Source organism: Virgibacillus profundi, from assembly GCF_002287375.1.
GTDB classification, from domain to species: Bacteria; Bacillota; Bacilli; order Bacillales; family Amphibacillaceae; genus Virgibacillus_K; species Virgibacillus_K profundi.
The window spans coordinates 71,122-91,811 of sequence record NZ_NPOA01000001.1; the positions used below are offsets into that span (position 1 = coordinate 71,122).

A 20,690-nucleotide genomic window follows, 5' to 3' on the forward strand; every position below is an offset into this window, starting at 1 on the left:
ATCAAAAAAGTGCCAGACACTAAGTTCTGACACTTTTACGAACGACGAGCTTTGTTGCTACAAATATTTTCTTTGCGATTTTTCTCCCGTCAAGCCTTTCTACCAGTGTGTCAACGGATGTTTCACCCATAATCTCAGTGTTAACTTTGACTGTACTCAGTGACGGGAATACATATTTAGCGACAGACATATCGTTGACCCCGATAATGCTGACCCGCCCAGGAACCTTTATTCCAGCCTCGTGCAGGGCACGCAGTCCTCCAATCGCGAGGACATCACTACCTGTAAAAAAAGCTGTTGGCAGTTTATCACCATGATCCTCCATTGCCTGTTTCATTAAATTATAGCCATCCTCCACGGAAAATGTGCCGATATAGATGGAGCTGGGATCTGCAATGTTTTTCTCTTTGGTATAGGCTTTGAATGTTTTTTCCCTGAGGTCCACCAAGGGCTCATCTTCACCCTTCAGCAGCTCCCTACCACCAATAAAGCCAATCTTTTCGTGATTGGTATCCATAAAATAATCGATGACTTTTTTCGTCACCCGTTCAAAATCAATCACAATGGCATCATACTTATCCTCGTCCGGGCTATAGTCCACAAAAACAACATTTGGATTGATATTCGTCAATTCTTCTACCTGGGAATTGCCGAATTTTCCGACCGCAATAATTCCTTCTATTTCATCAGCTGGAATTTCTTTAATATTATTAAAAAAATAAATTTCCGCATTCATATTGAGCTCCTTGCAACGCTGCTCAATTCCAAGCCGGATTGATAAATAATAGAGGTCATTTAACTCTTCTTTTTCTGTATACCAATGAACTACTGCAATCTTTTTTCCGATATGTTTGTTTGTCGACCTTTTGCGATAAGATAATTCCTCAGCCGCTTCAAAAATTTTCTTCTTTGTCGCATCCGCAACCGATAAGCTCGTATCGTAATTCAAAACACGTGATACTGTTGCTGGGGACACTCCTGCTTTTTTTGCTATATCCTTGATTGTTGCCAAAACCTTCACCTTCCCGACGTTCCTGTATGTACTACCATTATATTACCATGATTGATGTGTAATTGTAATACAGAAAGGCGCTGCAAAGCATTCTTCCTGCGATTAAAATGGAAAGTGTTTTTTAAAAATACGGTTTACCATTAGATTCGATGTTTTCAGATGATAACTTCCTTGCCCTAAAGTGAAAGCGCTGAAGTTGAGAGACACTGCTGCCAGGTTGAGAGACGCTCGACCGAAGTTGAGAGACATTGCTGCCAAGTTGAGAGAGAATCGGTCGAAGTTGAGAGACATCGCTGCCAAGTTGAGAGACGCTCGACCGAAGTTGAGAGACAATCCGGTTTATTCTACTTTTCTCTCAACTTCTCGCCTGAGTCTCTCAACCTTTATCCACTTTCTCTCAACTTCGGCTACCCCTTCTCAACTCGGCTGAAGTTGAGAGACAATCGGCCGAAGTTGAGAGAGAATCCGGTTTATTTTACTTTTCTCTCAACTTTTCCTCCGCCTCTCTCAACTTTCCCCCCAACCCTCTCAACTAGTTCTACCCTAGTTTATGCTCATCCCCAAGTTCTACAACTTCCTGCTGATTTCCGTGTTGTTCAAATACAATGATTTCATTTTCTCCTTTTTTCAGCAATGGTCCTGGTATATATAATGTTTTTTGCGGTCCAATTTCCCAGTATCTGCCGAGGTTAAATCCATTAACGAATACTACACCTTTTTTCCAGCCTGGCAGTTCCACGAAGGTATCGCCTATTTCATCCACTTGGAATGTGCCCTTGTAAAATGCAGGTCCCTCACCGGTGCCAGCATCAGCCTCATCAAAGCTTAACTTCTCCAGATTATCAAGTGGTAGTGAATACATCTCCCAATCAAATAGGAACTGGTATGCAAATCGGACGCCCTGGGTAATGCCTTTTGGATCATTCATCAGTGGGCCATAATTGATGCGACCCATATTTTCCACTAAAATATCAAGCTGAATGCCTTCCTCTGGCACCTCAATCATTACTTTATCGTTATCCCAACGATCAATGACGCCTTTGTATTCCTTATTTACAAAGATAAGTGCGCGGTCGCGGACCTCCTGGATGGTTAATGCTGCTTCAGCGTGTGGGCCTTTGAGAAATGTCCGGTATAAAACAAATCCATAATCCTGCCCAAGCTTTTCCATCGTTTCCGGGTTTGCTTTCTGAACTGGTGCGCTAATCTGCTCCAGTGCATCAAACAGATTAACCGATTGCTTTAGGGAAACTTCACCATAATTCTTTTTCGGAATTGGTTCTGGCAGCACAAGCTCACCAATGTCCTTGTGCTTGGCAATCGCATCACGAACCAAATGGAATTTCGGTGTGAGATCACCTGTCTCACTGATCGGACAGTCATAATCATAGCTGGTAACAGTTGGTTCATATTTTTTCCCATGATTTGCCCCATTGTAAAAGCCAAAATTCGTACCGCCATGGAACATGTAAAAATTGACAGAGTCGCCACGCGAAAGCATTTTTTCGAAAGTATCGGCAGCGTCCTGTGGATCACGCTCATGATGCTCCTCACCCCAGTGGTCAAACCAGCCATTCCAGTATTCCATGACAAAATTCGGTGTGTTCGGGAAGTGTTCCTGCAGCTTGGCAAAGGATTGCTCCGGGCGTGAGCCGAAATTAACCGTTGCATAAACGTCCTCCACTGTACCGCCTTCAAGCATCAAATCTGTCGGGCCATCTGAAGTGAACAGCAGTACATCGACACCACGTTTCAGCATGCCATCCTTTATATGATTCAGATATTTTTTGTCATTTCCGTAGCTTCCATATTCATTTTCAATTTGCATCGCGATAATTGGACCACCATTTGTTTGCTGCAATGGCGTTAATTTTTCCAGCAGAACATCATAATAATTATCTACTTTTTCCAGATAAGGTTCGTAATGAGAACGGATTTTCATATTGCTGTCAGCAAGCAGCCATGATGGAAGTCCACCGAATTCCCACTCTGCGCAAATATATGGGCTTGGACGTGCAATTACATGCAATCCCACACGCTGGGCGGTACGGATAAACTCCTCCACATTGGCAATGCCTTCAAAATTAAATTGTCCCTCTTTCGGTTCATGCAGATTCCATGGAATGTATGTCTCCACCGTATTGAATCCGCAGGCTTTCAGCTTCAGCAGGCGGTCTTCCCAGTATTCCGGGACAACCCGGTAATAATGGATAGCACCTGAGATAATTTGAATGGGTTCATTGTTTAAATGTAATTCATTTCCCTGGACTTTCAGTTTCGTCAATCAACACAGCTCCTTTTATTTCTAGGCTCTTTTTGTAAACTTTGGGACTGCACTTCGTTCGCCCCATCGAAACCATTTGTTGCTTTTTTTACTTTCGTAGTTTCTATAAAATGCGAAGTAACTTTTAATTATAGTATGTGCTAAATCTAGCGCTACGGAAACACACTTCGCTTTCCGCGGGCGGCTGATGAGCCTCCTCGAGCTGACGCTCTCCGGGTCTCATCTAGGCCTTTCCTCCCGCAGGAGTCTTCGTGTGTTTCCTCCGCTGGCAATATGCTTTCAACTTCAAAAAGTGATCTGCCACTTAATTGAATCAAACAAGTGATATCCTCTTTTATGGCGGTTGATTGGAGCGTAGGGCAGTCGACTCCTGCGGGAATAGCACGTGTCCGAAGACCCCGCAGAGTGGTTTTCTCGAGGAGGCTGAGGCCGTGCCCGCGGAAAGCGACTGCCCGAAGCGGAAATCAACACAGCAGTTACGTCGCATTTTATATCAACTATGGTGCAGAGTAATTAAGTTTTTGTTTAAATGCTGTTTTCTATATTGTCGCTCTTTTGCCACTGCTAATAAGCATATTGTCAAAAAAAAATCTTTCTTTTAATTGAGAAAGCATTTATCTGATAAAATGCCAGCTTCTTACACTTCCTCTTTCACAAAACTATTATAATACGAATCTAATTCAATTGATTCACCCTTATTCAAACGTGATTCCTCTGCGGCAAATGCCATTAGATGACTTCTTAGTGATACGGAAGCAGATGACAAACTGTCCTGTTTTCCATAATTATCGATATCACGAAGGAAGGTACGGACAATCGCATTGTCTCCGCCGCCATGTCCGCCAACCGGGCGATTGAAATTAATAACTGTTTCATGCTTGGTCAGAAAATCAAAAATGGAAATACTGTTTTCTGCCATATTACCGCGGATTTCTCCTTTAGTTCCCATAATCTGCACCATACGGGTCTGTTCACGGGTAAAGCCGGACATGCTGAAGGTTGCGGTTGCACCATCTTCAAATTCCATGTTTACCACCTGATGATCTACAACATTGTTGTCAGATTGGTAGACACATTTTCCGTAATCCGTTTCTTGCAATGCTTTAATAATTCCTTCACGGGAATCGTCTTCTGTAAACTTTCTTGCCCAGCCTTTTCCTTCGCCCAGATAATAGCGGCCAGCATGGAAAGGACATTCCAATTCTGCCGGACAGCCATCCAGACATCTTTTCGGTGCCCCTTTAGGAGTATTTTCCTCCCGAAAATGCATTAGTGAGCCATAGGAGCTGACCCGTGTACATTTTTTATCCATGACAAAGCTGAGAATGTCCATGTCATGACAGGATTTCTGCAAAATCATTGGACTCGATTTTTCCTTATTGCTCCAATTTCCACGTACAAAACTGTGAGACATATGCATGATTTCCACATTTTCATTCAATTGAATGGAGGCAACATCACCAATTGTTCCCTCTTCAATCACTTTTTTGATTGTCGACCAGAATTGTGTGTAACGAAGCACGTGGCAGATTGTCAGCTGACGGTTATATTTCTTCGCTGCCCGTTCCATTTCGATACATTCTGCCGGATCTGGTGACATCGGTTTCTCAAGCAATACATGATAGCCAGATTCCAATGCTTTCATCGTTGGTGCAAAATGGTGTCTGTCCATTGTGCATACGATGGCGATATCTGCCATTTTCCCCTGCGCGAGCAAATCCTCCCAGGAGTCATAGCAATTTTCTGTCGGAATGTTGTGTGCCTCGAAAATTCTCCTTCTTCTTTCTTTATTCGGTTCCGCTACCGCAACAATCTCTAATTCATTCGGATATTCCAGTGCATACGGTGCATATGCTCTTGCACCACGGTCCCCAGCACCAATTAAAATCGCTGTTTTTGGCTGCATGATTTTTCTCTCCTGTCCGTGTTTATTAAAAATCTTTTCTTATTTTTATTCAAAAGTTAAACCCTCTGTACTCTTTGTTGGTTGTATCAGTTTATAGATTACTAGTTAAAAACCCACTACCCTTCCCCATAAACCCTGCGCCAACAAGACCTGAATTCTCTTTAAAATGACTTGCATGCATATGTTGAAGCACATGCTGCTGCTCGGGTATCAGAAAACGCATGAGTTCCTTTTTTACCAGATCCAGCAAATAAGGCTGCTTATTTATAACCCCGCCACCCAATATGATTTTCTGAGGATCCAATAAACAAATAATTGAATAAATTCCATGTGCTAGGGATTCTACCACTTCCCCAATAAGACTTCTCGCTGTCTCATTTCCTTTTTGATATTCCAAAAATACTTCCTCTGTCGTTATATCTGATTTATTGAAATGTTTAATGGCAAGCTCTTGAATGGCTGTTCCTGATGCGGACTTTTCCAGAATATTGACTCCTCCCGGTGATGATTTTGCCAAAACCGGAAGCAGTCCTATTTCACCTGCAAATCCAGTGCCTCTGAGAAATTTGCCATGCTGGATAATTGAGCAGGAAATTCCTGTGCTGACAGTTAGATAGACAAATGTATCCTCATCACTTGCATCCATAGCCTGCCACTCCGCAAATGCTGCCATATAAACATCATTTTCAATCGCAACATTCGGAAAAGGAAAATGTTCCTGCAGGCGTGCGACCAACGGAAAATTCCTCCACGGTAAATTGTTTTGAAAAACTGCGATACCATTTTCCCTGTCTACTTTTCCAGGAACGCCAACCCCCATTCCTGCAATCGCTTCATAGGGGATTTCAGATTCTGCAAGCAGATTTTCAATACATACAAGAACCTGCCTAAACATTGTTTCTTTATCCCGCGTATTGCTTGGAATCTCCTTACGATGGAGAATTTCCTCATACTCGTCAATGATTACTGCAGCAACCTTTGTCCCACCAATATCAACACCTATTGTATATGCCATTTAATCACCACTATCCCTATATGATTTAGTTACTTGATTTTCTCTTTTATACTTAGCTCTGTAATTTTCTTATTTATTTTTTCTCTAATAATTAAAAGCCATCTGCTGTCATGAGGGTATTCCGTAAACGTTAAAGACTGCGCTAGTGAAGACTCGATAATTTCCAGAACCTGTTCTCTTCCAGCAAGTTTTTCCAATAACTGTAAAGCTCGCAAATCCTGCAGCGCCTCGTAGAACACTTCCATTCGGATTGATTCAATCGGTCCTTCCTCACCGGGGTATACGAGAAAAGCATCTCCGGACGGAAAGGCCAAATCTGCATCGGTTACATGGAATGGATCAATCTGCCTTTTTGACAGCTGAGAATTCCAAAAGTTATAGCCCCAGTGCAGAAAACCAGTTATATTAAATTTATAAAACTGAATTCCACTGATTCGATTTCGAGCAGATGGAAACGCAAAAAATCGATTGGACACCTTTTGGTTCTGTGCACAGCAATAATATGTCCACAAGTCCGGGACATCATTTTCAATAAATGATCCGATATGATCATTGGCCGGAATCGGATTTTTCACAAGCCCTTTTTCATAAAATTGATAGTCTGATAATGCATCAATTATAGGAAATTCAGAAAGATAATGGTGAATGATTTCACTTGCCTGCTTATAGGAATCCAGATTACTCAGATTCGGTTCATCGGATACATGAAAGTAGACTGATTCTTCCAGTCTCTGCTCCTTGATATAATCAATCAGTGCCGGCAAAAACTCAGCAAGAAATGCTTTGTATTCTTCACCAGCCGCATCCGTTTCCCAACCGAAAATCTTACTTGTTTCGCCATTTTCAGATGCGATGATTTTAGGCGCATGATTTGCACCCCATTGTGTAAAAAGATGGGAAAACTCGATGTATTTGATGCCTCTTTCTGTAGCCATTTCAATCCAGCGGGTTAATTTGTTAAAATCGAACCGATATCCATCCTCGGTTTTCTCCACCTCCACAAGCTGAACCGTTGGGCGTTCTCCACCGACTTCTGTATCAAGCGGCGGTGTGAACAATGGTGTCAGCAGCATATTCATGCCATGCTTTGCAGCTGTTTGGATATAACGATCAATAAGCTGCCAATGCTTCTCACTAAAAACTTCCACATTATACTGGGTTGCCAGGCAGTCACTGTGAAACCAGTGTGTATTAATCAGCTTTTGTTCCGGTAATGCTATTGTTAGTAATTCAAGTTCAAATATTTCCTCCCCAAGCTGTTCTCCTGACTCTGTTTCAAAAATCACTTTGATTGGATAGATCCCTGAAGCCAGCTCCTCATTCAGCTCAACCGTTACCCATGCAGAGCGCCACTGATTGGGTGGTGCAGGCAATTTGCCATTCTCCAATGGATGGAGTGGATCCGGATATAGTCCTGGTGTTGTCCGCAAAACATTTTCATCATGGTCGTGATAGACAGGCAGCTCTGAAGGTACCAGTCCGACTGCCCGTACTTCGACCAAATCACTCAGCTTACCTTCCACCCGAATTTTCACCTTATGCATCCGGCTTTCTTTTTGTCTGTATGCTACTTGAAATGTGTAAGTTTCATTTAAAAAAGCTGATGCTTTCAGAAACGCTTCCTCTTTTAATTCCTCATCTGGAAATACCTTTGCTAGTGAGCTTAAACTGCGTGTTTCAAACATTGCTTCCATCTCTTGAACATTCCTCCTTATTTTTTGCATATTAATTGGGCTTTTGCCACGGGGATCCGTGACTCTCGACTGCCACAGCATTGGGTGGGGATGGTGTTGGAAGTTGAGAGATAACTGCTTGAAGTTGAGAGATAGCTGCCGGAAGTTGAGAGATAACTTCAGAAGTTGAGAGATAACTCTGGAAGTTGAGAGATAACTCTATTTTCCTTTATCTTCTCTCAACTTTAACCTAATGTCTCTCAACTTTTCTTTTTATCTCTCAACTTTTGCCCAATACCTCTCAACTTTCACGACGCTTCTCTCAACTCCAGTAAATACCTCCAAACGAAAGCAGTCACCACTTCCCCAGTAAAAATAGCTTTTTCTATACAACACTATGCTTTCCCTGATCAATTATCATCACCTTGCCGCCAGCACGAATAGATTCTGTAGCCGCGTGTCCTGCAGCTACGCTCATTCGGGCAGCAATTGGGCTTGTTAATGGTTGTTTATTATGAAGTACCAGTGAAATAAAATCATCACAAATACGTGGATCTGCACCGCCATGTGTTCCAGGCATTTTCTTCATTTCATAGGTGATATCACTCATCTCCTGCCTGGAGCCCGACTTTCTTGTTTTTACGTAAATTTTATCATTTACATCATCATTTTCGATTCTTCCTTTTGTACCAATAAATGTGTAGTTACGGGAATAGTCTGGTGTAAAGTGACATTGCATGTAGGATGCTTTAATACCGTTTTCAAGCTCCATGATCAGCATGCTGTTGTCCTCCACATCAATTTCTTCGCGAAAAGCACATTGGGTTAACCGGTTTAGACTGACGTCCGGGCATGTATCTTTGATCTCGCAGTCTGGACAATGGAGGTCATTTGGCATGTTTCCACCATAGTAATCCAGACTTCCAAATGCAGATACCTTCTTCGTATAGCTGCCTGCCAACCAATGAATGATGTCCAGATCATGTGAAGCTTTTTGCAGCAGCAATGATGTCGTGTTTTCAGATTTTCCATGCCAGTCATGGTAATAAAAATATCCACCAAGCCCGACAAAATGCCGAACCCAAACTGCTTTTATGTCCCCAATCACTCCTGAATCGATAATTTTCTTCATCGTCTGGTACATTGACATGTAACGCATATTAAAACCAATCATTAAATGCTTGCCGCACCTTTCAGCTTCTTCCATGATCCGGTCACAGCCCTCAGGCGTTATCGCCAGTGGTTTTTCACAATAAACATGCTTCCCTGCCCGAAGTGCCTGGATCGCATGTTCCTCATGCAAATAATCCGGTGTTAAAATAGCAACAGCATCAATTTCGTCCTTTGCCAGCAGCTCATGATAATCTGTCGTAACATATGCATCCGGATTGATGTCTTTTTTAAATTTTTCCAATGACTCAACAGATACATCCGCTGCAGCAGCGACCACAGATTCCCCATCCGGCTTGTGCCAATATTGCACAATGCTGCTTCTTCCACCAATCCCAATGACACCCATCCTTAATTGATTCATTCTGCAATACCCCTGTCATTAAAAAGTAACTTATACGTCTGTCCTTCATCCATCTCTATCGAAATAAATCCTTTCACCCCTTCGATCGGCCTGTCTTCCTTCCCTTCCACTTGAAGGATGGGAGATGAATCTGTTTTTAATTGAAAGCGATTCGCTGAATTGCAGGTAACTTCCAGTTCACAGACCTGCATCTGATCCCAGGTAATATTTACTTCAAAGCCTCCACGGACACGCACACCAGATAATGACCCTTTCACCCAAGTGGATGGTAATGCAGGCAGTAATTCCACATATCCTTTATGTGATTGGATAACCATTTCAACGACACCAGCGGTATAGCCAAAGTTCCCGTCAATTTGAAATGGAGGATGTGCACCCAATAGATTCGGATACAAACCACCACCAGTCATCGTTTCCTGTTTCGTTTCTGCTAAATTAAATAATTGATGAAGCAGTGCCTGAATTCGTTCGCCGTCACCAATCCGTGCCCAGAGATTAATCTTCCAAGCCAGACTCCAGCCAGTTCCTGCATCACCTCGTCTGTTCAATGTTTGTCTGGCTGCTTCCAGAAAAGGTCCATCTGTCACTTGATTTCCTGGAAAGACTCCATATAAATGCGAAATATGCCGGTGATTGACTTCCATATCCTCGTAATCATTCAGCCATTCCTGTAGCTGACCATATCTTCCTATTTTCAAAGGATGCAGTCGGGCTCTCGCTTCTTTCACCTGTGTCACCAATAACCCATCAATCTGTAAAATTTCCGCTGCACTGAGGTAATTTGTAAACAGATCCCAGATAATCTCCAGATCCATCATGGCACCTTTTGTAACAGATCCTGTCTGACCATCGGCTGCCAAAAAAGAATGTTCTGGTGATGTGGATGGCGATGTAACCAGATAGCCATCCACATCTTCCACAAGCCAATCCAAGCAAAATTGTGCAGCCCCTTTCATCAATGGAAATGCTTCTTTTTCCAGGAACTCCCTATTTTGTGAAAATGTATAGTGCTCCCAAAGATGCCGGCATAGCCACGGTCCTGACATTGGCCAAAAAGCCCAGATTGGATCCCCATGCCGCTCATCTCCGACTGGCTCCGCATGCCGCCATAAATCGGTATTATGGTGTGCCGTCCATCCATGCATTCCAAAACGATCAGAAACCATTTCCCCTCCATTTACGGAAATTTCCTTGATTGCATCCAATAGTGGCTGATGGCATTCAGCCAGATTCGCAACCTCAGCAGGCCAGTAATTCATTTCGGCATTGATATTTAATGTATAATTTGATGACCATGGAGCACGTGTCTGGTTATTCCAGATTCCCTGCAGGTTCGCAGGCTGGGTACCTGCCCGTGAAGATGCAATCATCAAATACCTGCCATATTGGAACAGCAATTCCACCATTCCGAGATCATGGGCACTGAATACTGAAACTCTTTTATCTGTATCAAGAAGTTCATTAACTTCTTCTTTATCCAATGTGAATTCCACACGATTAAAGAGATTCTGATAATCCTGAATATGCTCTTTCTTCAGCTGTTCGTAGGAAATACTCATTGCCTTAGCGAGTATCGTCTCATTTTGATTCTCCAGTGTTTTAAAATCTTTTCCAGGCAGCTGATCAAACCCGTTAAACGATGTAGCCGCTGAAAAATAAATCGTGGCCTTCGTAGCACCCTGAATGGACAGCATTCCATTTTGTGACTCGACATTTCCATCCTCAATGACTGCACCGAGTCTTCCTTCAAAATGAATCGCCTTTGTCATCTCAAAGTCACCATACTGGATTGGCTGTACATTTTCCTGAAAATATACCGGGTCACATTTTTCAGGACATATCCCTTGTAAAATGACTCTTTCATCAGTATCCAATGTCCTGCTTTTTAATAAACTATCCATGGAAATCATCACATTTAACTGTTTTTCCACCGAACTTTCAAGCTTAATGGCTAACACTTGATGTGGATGGGAGATAAATGCCTCACGGGTGTAGTCTGTTTTTCCAATTGTATATCCAACCTTGGAAATTGCCTGTTTAATATCCAATGTCCGTTTATAATCCTTGGCGATATCCCCATGTAGATGGTGGATGATCAGGTTCCCAAGTGGCATATAGGCCTCGCTGTACGGACCAAACATATTCTTCGTTTCATCATCTGCTGCTTCGTATTGCTCTTCATTGATAAGCATTCTCACCTTTTCAAGTGATTCCCTGTTAACATGTACCTTTCTCTCCGGAGGCCCTGACCATAATGTATCTTCATTTAATTGAAACCGGTCCGTCTCCACTCCACCAAAGTGCATCGCCCCAATTCTACCGTTTCCCAGCGGCAGTGCTTCCGTCCATTCATTTGCCGGTTTCTGATAGGATAAAAGATTCATTGAAAAACTCCCATTCTCAGTTTTGTGTTATGGAAAATAGTTATGTAAAACAGCTTGCATGCGAACGTAAACATACATGCAAGCTAACTTTTTTGATCCTAGTTATTCATATATCTCTCATAAGCGCTGTCCTTCACACCCATATATTCTTCCAGACCCATTTGTTCGATGTTTTTCACGTAAGCATCCCATTCGTCAAAAGAAGCATCGCCAGAGATGAACTTATCGCGCATTTCCTCAACATACTTGTCAATATCTGTTCCAACACTTGCTAATGTATCCGTTTCTTCTTTTGTATAGATAAATGCAGACCAAGGTTCTTCAACCAAATCAGGCTTTACTGTTTCTGCAGCCGCTACAGCTTTATCTGACATGGCAGGTCCTTTAAAGTATTTTGCTGAAGTGACAGACGGGAATCCTCCACCCGGGAATGTTAAATATTCTGCCTGTGCCTGTTCGTACGTTAAGCCATCCGGGTTATCTGTAATATGATCCATAAATACAAACTCGCCATCCTCAGTCTCTTCAAAGGTTTCGCCCTCAATTCCCATGAAGAAAAGCTTCATACCCTCGTCACCATAGAAATGATCAATCCATCTCACAGTTGCTGCAGGATTTTCATTTGCACTTGTGATTACAAATGCACCAATATTGAAAGCCGGTGACATTAGAGTTGTAAACTGATTATGACCATTCGGCCCTTCCAATGCAGGCATTCCTGTAAGTACTTCTCCAATATCCTCCCCAAAAATTTCTCCAGGGCTGTACCATACAGTACTGCCATATTTCCCTTCACTCGCATTGGCATGATACTGATCACTTTCAATTGAGAAAATATTTTGTTCGATTAAGCCTTCATTAAATAGTTTATTCATGTACTGAAGCAATTCTTTATATCCTTCCGTTGTTGGAAAGAAACGCAGGTCCCCTGATTCAGGATCCAGATCAATATTTGCATTAGATGTTCCCATATTTGCCACACCAAATGACCCCTGAAGATATGAGAATAACGTGGCAATTCCTGTACCGCCGTATGGAATCTCATCAGCTTCCCCATTTCCATTTGGATCTTCTTCTTTTACAGCTTTCAAATAGTTATAATAGTCTTCCGTCGTTTCTGGCATATCCAGCCCCAATGTGCCCAGCCATTCCTCGTTGATCCATGGAAGCGGACCAATACGGTAGGAAAGCAGTTCCGGTTCAGCCATTTGTGGGAAGGAGTAAATATTACCATCCGGAAAGGTCAGTGCCTTTTTAACGTCCGGATTCTCTTCCATTATCTTTTTCAAATTTGGTGCGTATTGATCGATCAGATCGTTCAACGGGATAAATAAGCCCTGTTGGCCGTATTTCAAAATGTCTGCAACCGGCATACCTGCACTATGAAATGCATCCGGCATATTGCCGCTTGCCAGTGCCAAATTTCGTTTTTCGGATAATGAGGCATGCGGTACCATTTCCCATTCGATGTCAATATTGGTCATTTTTTCATATTCATTAAAAACCATGACATCATTCCAGTCATCTGCAGTCGCCGGTGACTTTCCTGCAAAGAAGTTCAATTTAATCTCATCTTCAACAATCGGCATACCAGTTTCATTCGTGTTATCCTTCGCTTCCTCGCTAACTTCACCACCAGCAGTTTCATCCTTGCTACAGGCTGCAAGCAATAACAGAATCAAAGCACCTAAAATAATTATTAATTTGTTAGTCCTCAATCTATTTCCCTCCTAACAGTTTATAAATTTCCATCCGTAGTTATGTTTTTACAACAAAGACGAATACGCTTTCATTTAATGTGTTTTGGTAAATATTTTACTTAAATATTTTACTTAAATAAAGCCTAACACAATCGCAAAAATCTGTCTATATCAAATTGAGTGAAAATTGATTATAAACAATAATACAGAGACAACAAAATGCCGCCTCTGTATTATCCATTAATTATTTATGACTCATTCCGTAAATTTTGTTGCCCTTTAACGTATGTTCGTGGTTGATATAAATTGCGAAGTAACTTACCGCTACGGAAATACACTACGCTTTCCGCGGGCTCGCGATGAGCCTCCTCGGTCGCAAAGAACGCTCCCTGTGGGGTCTCATCGTCTTCGCTTTCCCGCTGGAGTCTTCGTGTATTTCCTTCGCTAGTATTGCGATTATTACCAATGAACTGCATTAGTATTCAATATATAAAGCATAGAACCACCTCACCAGTTCGGGTGAGCGAAGGGCGGTGACTCCTGCGGGAACAGCACGTGTCTGAAGACCCCGCAGAGTGGTTTTCTCGAGGAGGCTGAAGCCGTGCCCGCGGAAAGCATCCGCCCGGAGCGATCCCGAACGGCGATTATAGAAATTCTATAGCAAACAGTAATTATGTCGCATTCTATAGACTTTGTGTCACAAACAACGATCTTTTAAAATACAGCCTTATTATATAAGACAACTAATTGTCTCCTTTATATCTCCCATAAGCCGCTTTCTGAATTTCCATATAATCTTCCAGTCCCATGTTTTCAATTGTCTCTACATAATTATCCCACTCTGTGAAAGGAACATCACCTGTGATGAATTTATCACGCGTTTCTTCGACGTATTTCTCAATATCAGTCGACAATACAGACAAATTATCACTTTCTTCTAACGTGTAAGTAAATTTCGGCCAAACTTCCTCAATCAGGTAAGGTTTAAGAATTTCTGCAGATTCTAAGGATGACGGAGAGCTTTCTGTCCCCTTAAAAAATTCTTCCTTAACAATCCCCGGATATCCTCCACCAGGCCACGTGACATACTTAGCCAATTCCTGATCCAATGTTAATCCATCAGGACTATTTGTTATTTCGTCGACATACTCGACCGTGCCGTCATCTGTCTCTTCATAGGTTTCTCCCTCTACACCCATGAAAAATAATTTCGAACCTTCATCACCATAAAAATAATCCATCCATCTAACAGTTGCAGCAGGATTTTCATTTTCATTTGTAATCACAAATCCACCCATGCCACCAACAGATGGAGAGATTCCAGTAAATAGCTTATCACCATAAGGACCCTCTAAAGCTACACCCGGCATATATTTTTCCCCTGCATCTCCAGCAAACAACTGTTCCGGACTATTGAAAACCGTGCTGCCATACATGCTCTCTGATGCATTTGCCAGATATTGATCCCATTCAATCGTGAATATATTTTGTTCAATCAATTTCTCTTCATAGAGTTTATTTACAAATTGCAGCATTTCCTTATACTCATCTGTAGTTGGATAAAACCTTACTTCTCCCTTTTCGGGATCCATATCGATAAAGGCATGACCGACTCCTCTATTTCCAATTCCATAGGATCCCTTCAACCAGCTTAATAAACTATTGATGGAAGTTCCACCAAACGGAATTTCATCCGCTTCACCGTTTCCATTCGGATCGTTTTCTTTTACTGCCTTCAGATAGCTATATAAATCCTCTGTAGTTTCTGGTACTTCCATATTCAATTCAGTAAGCCAGTCCTCTCTGACCCATGGCCGTTCACTGATTAAAAGTGATAAAAAGTCCGGCGAATAGATAGTGGGCAATGAGTATATGTTTCCATCCGGAAAAGTAAGTGCCTTTTTAACTTCCGGATATTCTTCAAATAGCTTCTGTAAATTAGGTGCATATTCTTCAATTAAATCATTAAGTGGAATGAATACACCCTGATTGCCATATTTCAAAATATCAATATTGGCAAAAAGACTTGTATGAAAAGCATCAGGCAATGTACCACTAGCTAAAGCTAGATTTCTCTTTTCTTTAAGTGATTCAAATGGCACCATTTCCCATTCAATATCGATACCTGTCATTTCCTCATACGTATTATAAACCAGCACATCATTCCAATCATCAGCAGTTGCAGGGGCTTTCCCCGCAAAGAAATTAAGCTTAATTGGTTCCTCAACAATTGGCATTCCTGATTCATTCGTATTCTTTATTGCGTCTTCACTCTGCTCTGCCTCTCCTGAAGCATCTTCATCACTGCATGCTGCAAGAATCAATATTAATACTGATATAAACAATAAATACAATTTTTTTCGATACAAACATTACCCTCCTAAAAGGAAAAAAGGGTATCACCCTTTTTTCGATTAATTTTCCTGATAACGCTCATACGCTGCAGTTTTAATTTCAAGGTATTCTTCCAGATTCATACTTTTCACTGTCTCTACATACTCATCCCAATTATCCAGCGATTCGTCACCAGAAATAAATTTATCACGCATTTCCTCAACATATTTATCGATATCTGCTCCAAAGCTTGTCAGTTTATCATTTTCTTCTTGTGTATAGTTAAATCCGGGCCAGATTTCTTCTTCCAGATCAGGTGCAAGCAATTCAGCAGCTGCAAGTGCTTTCTCATTGCTTTCTGCTCCTTTAAAATATTTCAAAGAAGTCACAGAAGGGAATCCGCCACCAGGATATGTCAGGTATTTCGCAAGCCCCTGCTCATAAGTCAAGCCTTCTTCACTGTTCATGATGTGATCCATGTATTCAGGCTCGCCTTCCTCATTCAATTCATATGTTTCACCTTCAAGTCCCATGAAGAAGAGTTTTTGTCCTTCGTCCCCATAGAAATGGTCGATCCATCTTACCGTTGCTTCCGGGTTCTTATTTTCGCTGGTAATGATAAAGGAACCTTTATTCAATGCTGCAGAGTATAATGTTGTAAATCCTTTCTCCCCCTCAGGTCCTTCAAGTGCTGGCATACCCTCTAGCACACTGCCTGCCTCTTCACCGAAAATCACTTCCGGTGCATACCAGTTGGTGCTTCCGTAAATGCCTTCACTTGCATTCGCATGATACTGACCGCTTTCAATGGAAAAGATATTTTGTGCAATCAGCCCTTCACTGTATAGCTTGTTCATATACTCAAGCAGCTGTTTATATCCATCGGTGATTGGGAAAAAGCGCATTTCGCCAGTTTCCGAGTCAATATCAATATTTGTATTATTTGCTCCTCTATTGGCTACCCCAAATGCTCCCTGAAGATAGAAGTAAAGAGAGCCGATGCCAGGTCCGCCATATGGGATCTCATCATTTTCGCCATTACCATTTGGATCCTCTGTCTTCACAGCTTTTAAATACTCATAATACTCTTCAGTTGTTTGCGGCATGTCCATTCCAAGCGCATCAAGCCACTCTGTATTGATCCATTGCTTTGGACCCATTCGATAGGAATTGAACTCAGGATCCGACATTTGTGGGAATCCATAGATATTTCCATCTGGAAATGTGATTGCTTTTCTCACATCTGGATTTTCTTCCAGAATCTTTTTGAAATTCGGTGCATATTTATCAATCAGATCATTGAGCGGGATGAAAACTCCCTGACCTCCATATTTCATGATATCCGTTGCTGGCATGACCGCACTGTGGAATGCATCCGGTAGATCTCCGCTTGCAAGTGCAAGGTTTCTTTTTTCTTCAAGGGATGCATGCGGAATCATTTCCCACTGGATATCCATATTGGTCATCTCTTCATATTCATTAAAGATCATAACGTCATTCCAATCATCATTGCTTGCAGGTGACTGTCCCGCAAAAAAGTTCAGCGAAATCTGCTCATCGACAATTGGAAATCCTTCCTCATTTGTATTGTTTTTTGCTTCCTCACTGCCCCCTGCCTCACCCGAAGCCTCATCATCGTTGCTGCAGGCTGCCAGCATTACAATCAATACGATCATTGCAAAAAATAGTAATTTTCTGTTTTTCATATTTAAACCTCCCCTTATGATTTTAGCTATTAAACACGACGAACTTTCCGTTGGACATCACCTCCGAAAATGCACAGTCAATGACTGCGCTTCCATAAATACATGTTACTTTTAGTAAATGTTTTATTAAATAATTTATTTTATTTTACCATAAGTCAGAAAACTTGTCTATTAATTTTGGGCATAAAAAAATAAGGCAACTGATATGCCAGTTGCCCTTCCTCTCTCCGTATTCCCTTTCGACAAGGGAAATATTCGGAGGATAATGAATCCAGTGCAAGTACGGGTACATAAGCACCCCTTAAATAAAGAGTGATATATTTCCAAGATTACTGCGACTTATTAATATTCATGATCATACCATCATAGGCAACATCTATACCGTAGGGTTCAAAAATTTCCACTAATTCGTTATGAAGCAACCCACAATTGTGAGAAAAGTGGGTCGTTACGATTTTTGCATGATCTGTTAATACATTCATTTCTCTAAATACTTTTTGAACCTCAATCACCGTCTCTACACTCATATGGTTGCGGCTAAATTTATTCGAAGTCTTTCCAACTGTGCAATCAAGGATGGTGAGATCAATTGTTTTTCCTTTCAACCAATCCCACGTTTCACCTGGAAACCACCCTGAATCATTTCCATATAATATAGAAGTATTTTCCTTTTCAATAAAAAATAGCAAGCAAGTCTCATTTGGATCGTGATCCGCAAGTAATGGGGTAACTTTCGCCTCCCCAATATTATATGTTTTAAAAGGCTGCAGTTTATTCAGGCGGAATTGTTCACGCCCCCCATTTTCTTCGTGAAAAATCTGTTTGCATTGATAAAGCGCTAGATCACTACCATAAATGTTCAGTGGCCATTCGATACCGTGTGCGTAACCTTCCATACGTGAAATAAGTTCCTTTGCATTCAAGTGATCAAAGTGAGTGTGGGTAATCAATAGATCTTTGACAAGTGACATATCAATCCCATCACGAAGTGCCTGCATGTAAACGTCCGGAGGATAATCTACTTTAAGAACGTCATCCACAATAACAGAGCTTCTCGTACGAATATTTTTCCCGCTCAACTGTTTCGCTTTCGTGCATGCATCACAGTTACAAAAAACATTTGGAAAGCCTTCAGCTGCAGCAGTTCCTAAAAAGTGTATTTTCATTTATACTTCCCCTTCTCGCAATACGTTTTAACTACTTTCAGAGCGTTTGAGTGCTTCCATCAATAGATTAACACTTTAGTAAATACCCTAATGAAATTTATGTTATTTTAGCATAAATCAGAAAACCCGTCTAGATTGATTGGGCAAAGCTATTTTGCATTAGAAAAAGGGCAGCTGAAATACCAGCTGCCCTCTTTTTAAAACCTATTATTATTCGCTTCTATATCTCTCCATAGCCGCTTGCTGAACTTCTAAATATTCATCAAGACCCATCTGTTTAATTGTTTCCACATAATTATCCCATTCTGATAATGGGGCATCACCAGTAATAAATTTATCTCTCATTTCTGCAAGATATTTTTCAATATCTGTTCCAACTGAATTTAATACCTTATTCTCTTCTGCAGTATACGTAAAGTTACTCCAAAGTTCATCGACAATATAAGGCTCTATCTTTTCACCTGCAGCTACAGCTTCCGGTGAACTTTCCGAACCACCGAAATATTCCTGTCTGATAATTCCCGGGGCACTTACTCCAACCCATGTAAGATATTTAGTCATTTCCTGTTCCCTTGTTAAACCTTCAGCACTATCCGTAATATGATCCATATATACAGGCCCATCTTCGGTTTCTTCATAGGTCTCTCCTTCGACACCCATATAATATAGCTTTGCACCTTCATTACTATAAAAATAGTCCATCCATTTCACGGTTGCAACCGGGTTCTCATTCACGTTTGTGATGGAAAATCCGCCCATTGTTGCTAGTGGATGTGTTACTTTGGAAAACATCTGGTCACCATTTGGACCCTTTAGAGCTATCGTGCTTTCAAAATTTTCTCCGGCCTCTCCGAATAATTGTGGTGGCGTATAAAAGACCGTACTGCCATACTTTCCTTCTGCACCATTCGCAAGGTACTGACTATGTTCAATTGAGAAGATATTCTGCTCAATTAACCCCTCTGAATACAATTTATGAAGATATTCCAGCATCTGCTTATATCCATCTGTAATCGCATGCAAACGCACATCGCCTGTCTCTGGATCCTCATCTATCCAACCGCCGCCTTTGTTGCCTATTCCAAAGGATCCATACAAGGATTGAGTTAAATGGTCAATTACATGACCACCATATGGAATTTCATCTGCTTCCCCATTTCCATTCGGATCCTCTGTTTTAACTGCTTTAAGGTATTGATAATATTCCTCTGTTGTCTCAGGCATTTCCATTCCCAGTGTATCAACCCACTCTTTATTGATCCAAAGCATCGAGCCTACCCGAAGTGATGTAAACTCTGGTGAAAAGATATACGGAAATGAGTAAACGTTTCCATCCGGGAAGGTTAACGCCTTTTTAATATCTGGATATTCTTCTAACAGCTTTTGCAGATTTGGTGCGTGTTCCTCAATTAAATCATTGAGTGGAATAAAAACGCCCTGCTCCCCGTATTTATATACATCTGTCACTGGAAGCTGTGCAGCATAGAAGACATCTGGAAGATCCCCACTCGCCAGTGCAAGGTTTCTTTTTTCCTCCAGGGCATCAGGTGTTACTGTGTTCCAGTTGACATCAACATTCGACATTTCCTTGTATGTGTTCCAAATCAGGATATCATTCCAGTCGGATGCATTGGTTGTTGCTGATGTTCCAGCAAAGAAGTCCAGTTTGATTTGTTCATCAACGATAGGAAACCCTGATTCATTAACATTATCCAGATTCTTTTTACTCTCTTCTTCATTTGTTTCTCCAGCTGCATCCTCATCACTGCAAGCAACGAGCAGCATCATAACTGCGATAATGATAAAAAGTAATAATTTTCTGATTTTCAATGGTATACCTCCCTAATTTAAAAACCCCTCTATTTTACTAAAATCTATTCAAACCTATGTGTAATTTAAATCTATTTAAGTCACCTCCTTTTCTCCAGAAAATATCACCGTTTTGTATACGCTTGCATTTTATTTACTATTTACAC

12 protein-coding genes are annotated in these 20,690 nt (G+C 41.4%); all 12 read right to left on the reverse strand.

Going from position 1 to position 20,690, the window contains the following annotated elements; all coding sequences use genetic code 11:
* Window positions 1-19: 19 nt before the first annotated feature.
* The 12 genes from CIL05_RS00340 to CIL05_RS00400 all read right to left on the reverse strand — a co-directional run bounded on the left by CIL05_RS00340 (window position 20) and on the right by CIL05_RS00400 (window position 20,544).
* Entirely contained in the window at window positions 20-1,012 is a 993-nt protein-coding gene (locus tag CIL05_RS00340; RefSeq protein WP_095653515.1) for a LacI family DNA-binding transcriptional regulator, read from the reverse strand.
* Between the two features lie 538 nt (window positions 1,013-1,550).
* The gene (locus tag CIL05_RS00345) at window positions 1,551-3,296 is read right to left on the reverse strand and encodes a glycoside hydrolase family 35 protein (RefSeq protein ID WP_095653516.1); all 1,746 of its coding nucleotides are present in this window, start codon (window positions 3,294-3,296) and stop codon (window positions 1,551-1,553) included.
* A gap of 637 nt (window positions 3,297-3,933) precedes the next feature.
* A complete protein-coding gene (locus CIL05_RS00350) occupies window positions 3,934-5,202 on the reverse strand; it encodes a Gfo/Idh/MocA family protein (protein WP_095653517.1) in 1,269 nt (422 codons plus the stop codon).
* Between the two features lie 91 nt (window positions 5,203-5,293).
* Window positions 5,294-6,217, reverse strand: a complete 924-nt coding sequence (locus tag CIL05_RS00355) for an ROK family protein (protein WP_095653518.1) — start codon at window positions 6,215-6,217, stop codon at window positions 5,294-5,296.
* A 29-nt stretch (window positions 6,218-6,246) separates the two neighbouring features.
* Complete coding sequence (locus CIL05_RS00360) at window positions 6,247-7,911, reverse strand: DUF4091 domain-containing protein (RefSeq protein ID WP_095653519.1); 1,665 nt, start codon at window positions 7,909-7,911, stop codon at window positions 6,247-6,249.
* A 364-nt stretch (window positions 7,912-8,275) separates the two neighbouring features.
* A complete protein-coding gene (locus CIL05_RS00365; RefSeq protein ID WP_095653520.1) occupies window positions 8,276-9,424 on the reverse strand; it encodes a Gfo/Idh/MocA family protein in 1,149 nt (382 codons plus the stop codon).
* Window positions 9,421-11,808: a glycoside hydrolase family 95 protein gene (locus tag CIL05_RS00370; RefSeq protein WP_095653521.1), complete on the reverse strand. Its 2,388-nt coding sequence runs from the start codon at window positions 11,806-11,808 to the stop codon at window positions 9,421-9,423. The genes CIL05_RS00365 and CIL05_RS00370 overlap by 4 nt, the downstream gene beginning before the upstream one ends.
* A gap of 98 nt (window positions 11,809-11,906) precedes the next feature.
* Window positions 11,907-13,526, reverse strand: a complete 1,620-nt coding sequence (locus CIL05_RS00375) for an extracellular solute-binding protein (RefSeq protein WP_095653522.1) — start codon at window positions 13,524-13,526, stop codon at window positions 11,907-11,909.
* A 725-nt stretch (window positions 13,527-14,251) separates the two neighbouring features.
* The gene (locus tag CIL05_RS00385) at window positions 14,252-15,877 is read right to left on the reverse strand and encodes an extracellular solute-binding protein (protein WP_165769007.1); all 1,626 of its coding nucleotides are present in this window, start codon (window positions 15,875-15,877) and stop codon (window positions 14,252-14,254) included.
* Between the two features lie 45 nt (window positions 15,878-15,922).
* Window positions 15,923-17,548 (reverse strand): extracellular solute-binding protein, encoded by a 1,626-nt coding sequence (locus CIL05_RS00390; RefSeq protein ID WP_095653524.1) that lies wholly within the window; start codon window positions 17,546-17,548, stop codon window positions 15,923-15,925.
* 329 nt (window positions 17,549-17,877) lie between these two features.
* Entirely contained in the window at window positions 17,878-18,714 is an 837-nt protein-coding gene (locus CIL05_RS00395) for an MBL fold metallo-hydrolase (RefSeq protein ID WP_095653525.1), read from the reverse strand.
* Window positions 18,715-18,924: 210 nt separating this feature from the next.
* Window positions 18,925-20,544, reverse strand: coding sequence for an extracellular solute-binding protein (locus tag CIL05_RS00400; protein ID WP_095653526.1), 1,620 nt, complete (start codon window positions 20,542-20,544; stop codon window positions 18,925-18,927).
* Window positions 20,545-20,690: the final 146 nt, after the last annotated feature.

Coding starts and splice junctions, on each gene's coding strand:
- CIL05_RS00350 (WP_095653517.1), bottom strand. CDS start 5,202: ATGCAGCCAAAAACAGCGATTTTAATTGGTGCTGGGGACCGTGGTGCA.
- CIL05_RS00355 (WP_095653518.1), bottom strand. CDS start 6,217: ATGGCATATACAATAGGTGTTGATATTGGTGGGACAAAGGTTGCTGCA.
- CIL05_RS00360 (WP_095653519.1), bottom strand. CDS start 7,911: ATGGAAGCAATGTTTGAAACACGCAGTTTAAGCTCACTAGCAAAGGTA.
- CIL05_RS00365 (WP_095653520.1), bottom strand. CDS start 9,424: ATGAATCAATTAAGGATGGGTGTCATTGGGATTGGTGGAAGAAGCAGC.
- CIL05_RS00370 (WP_095653521.1), bottom strand. CDS start 11,808: ATGAATCTTTTATCCTATCAGAAACCGGCAAATGAATGGACGGAAGCA.
- CIL05_RS00390 (WP_095653524.1), bottom strand. CDS start 17,548: ATGAAAAACAGAAAATTACTATTTTTTGCAATGATCGTATTGATTGTA.
- CIL05_RS00395 (WP_095653525.1), bottom strand. CDS start 18,714: ATGAAAATACACTTTTTAGGAACTGCTGCAGCTGAAGGCTTTCCAAAT.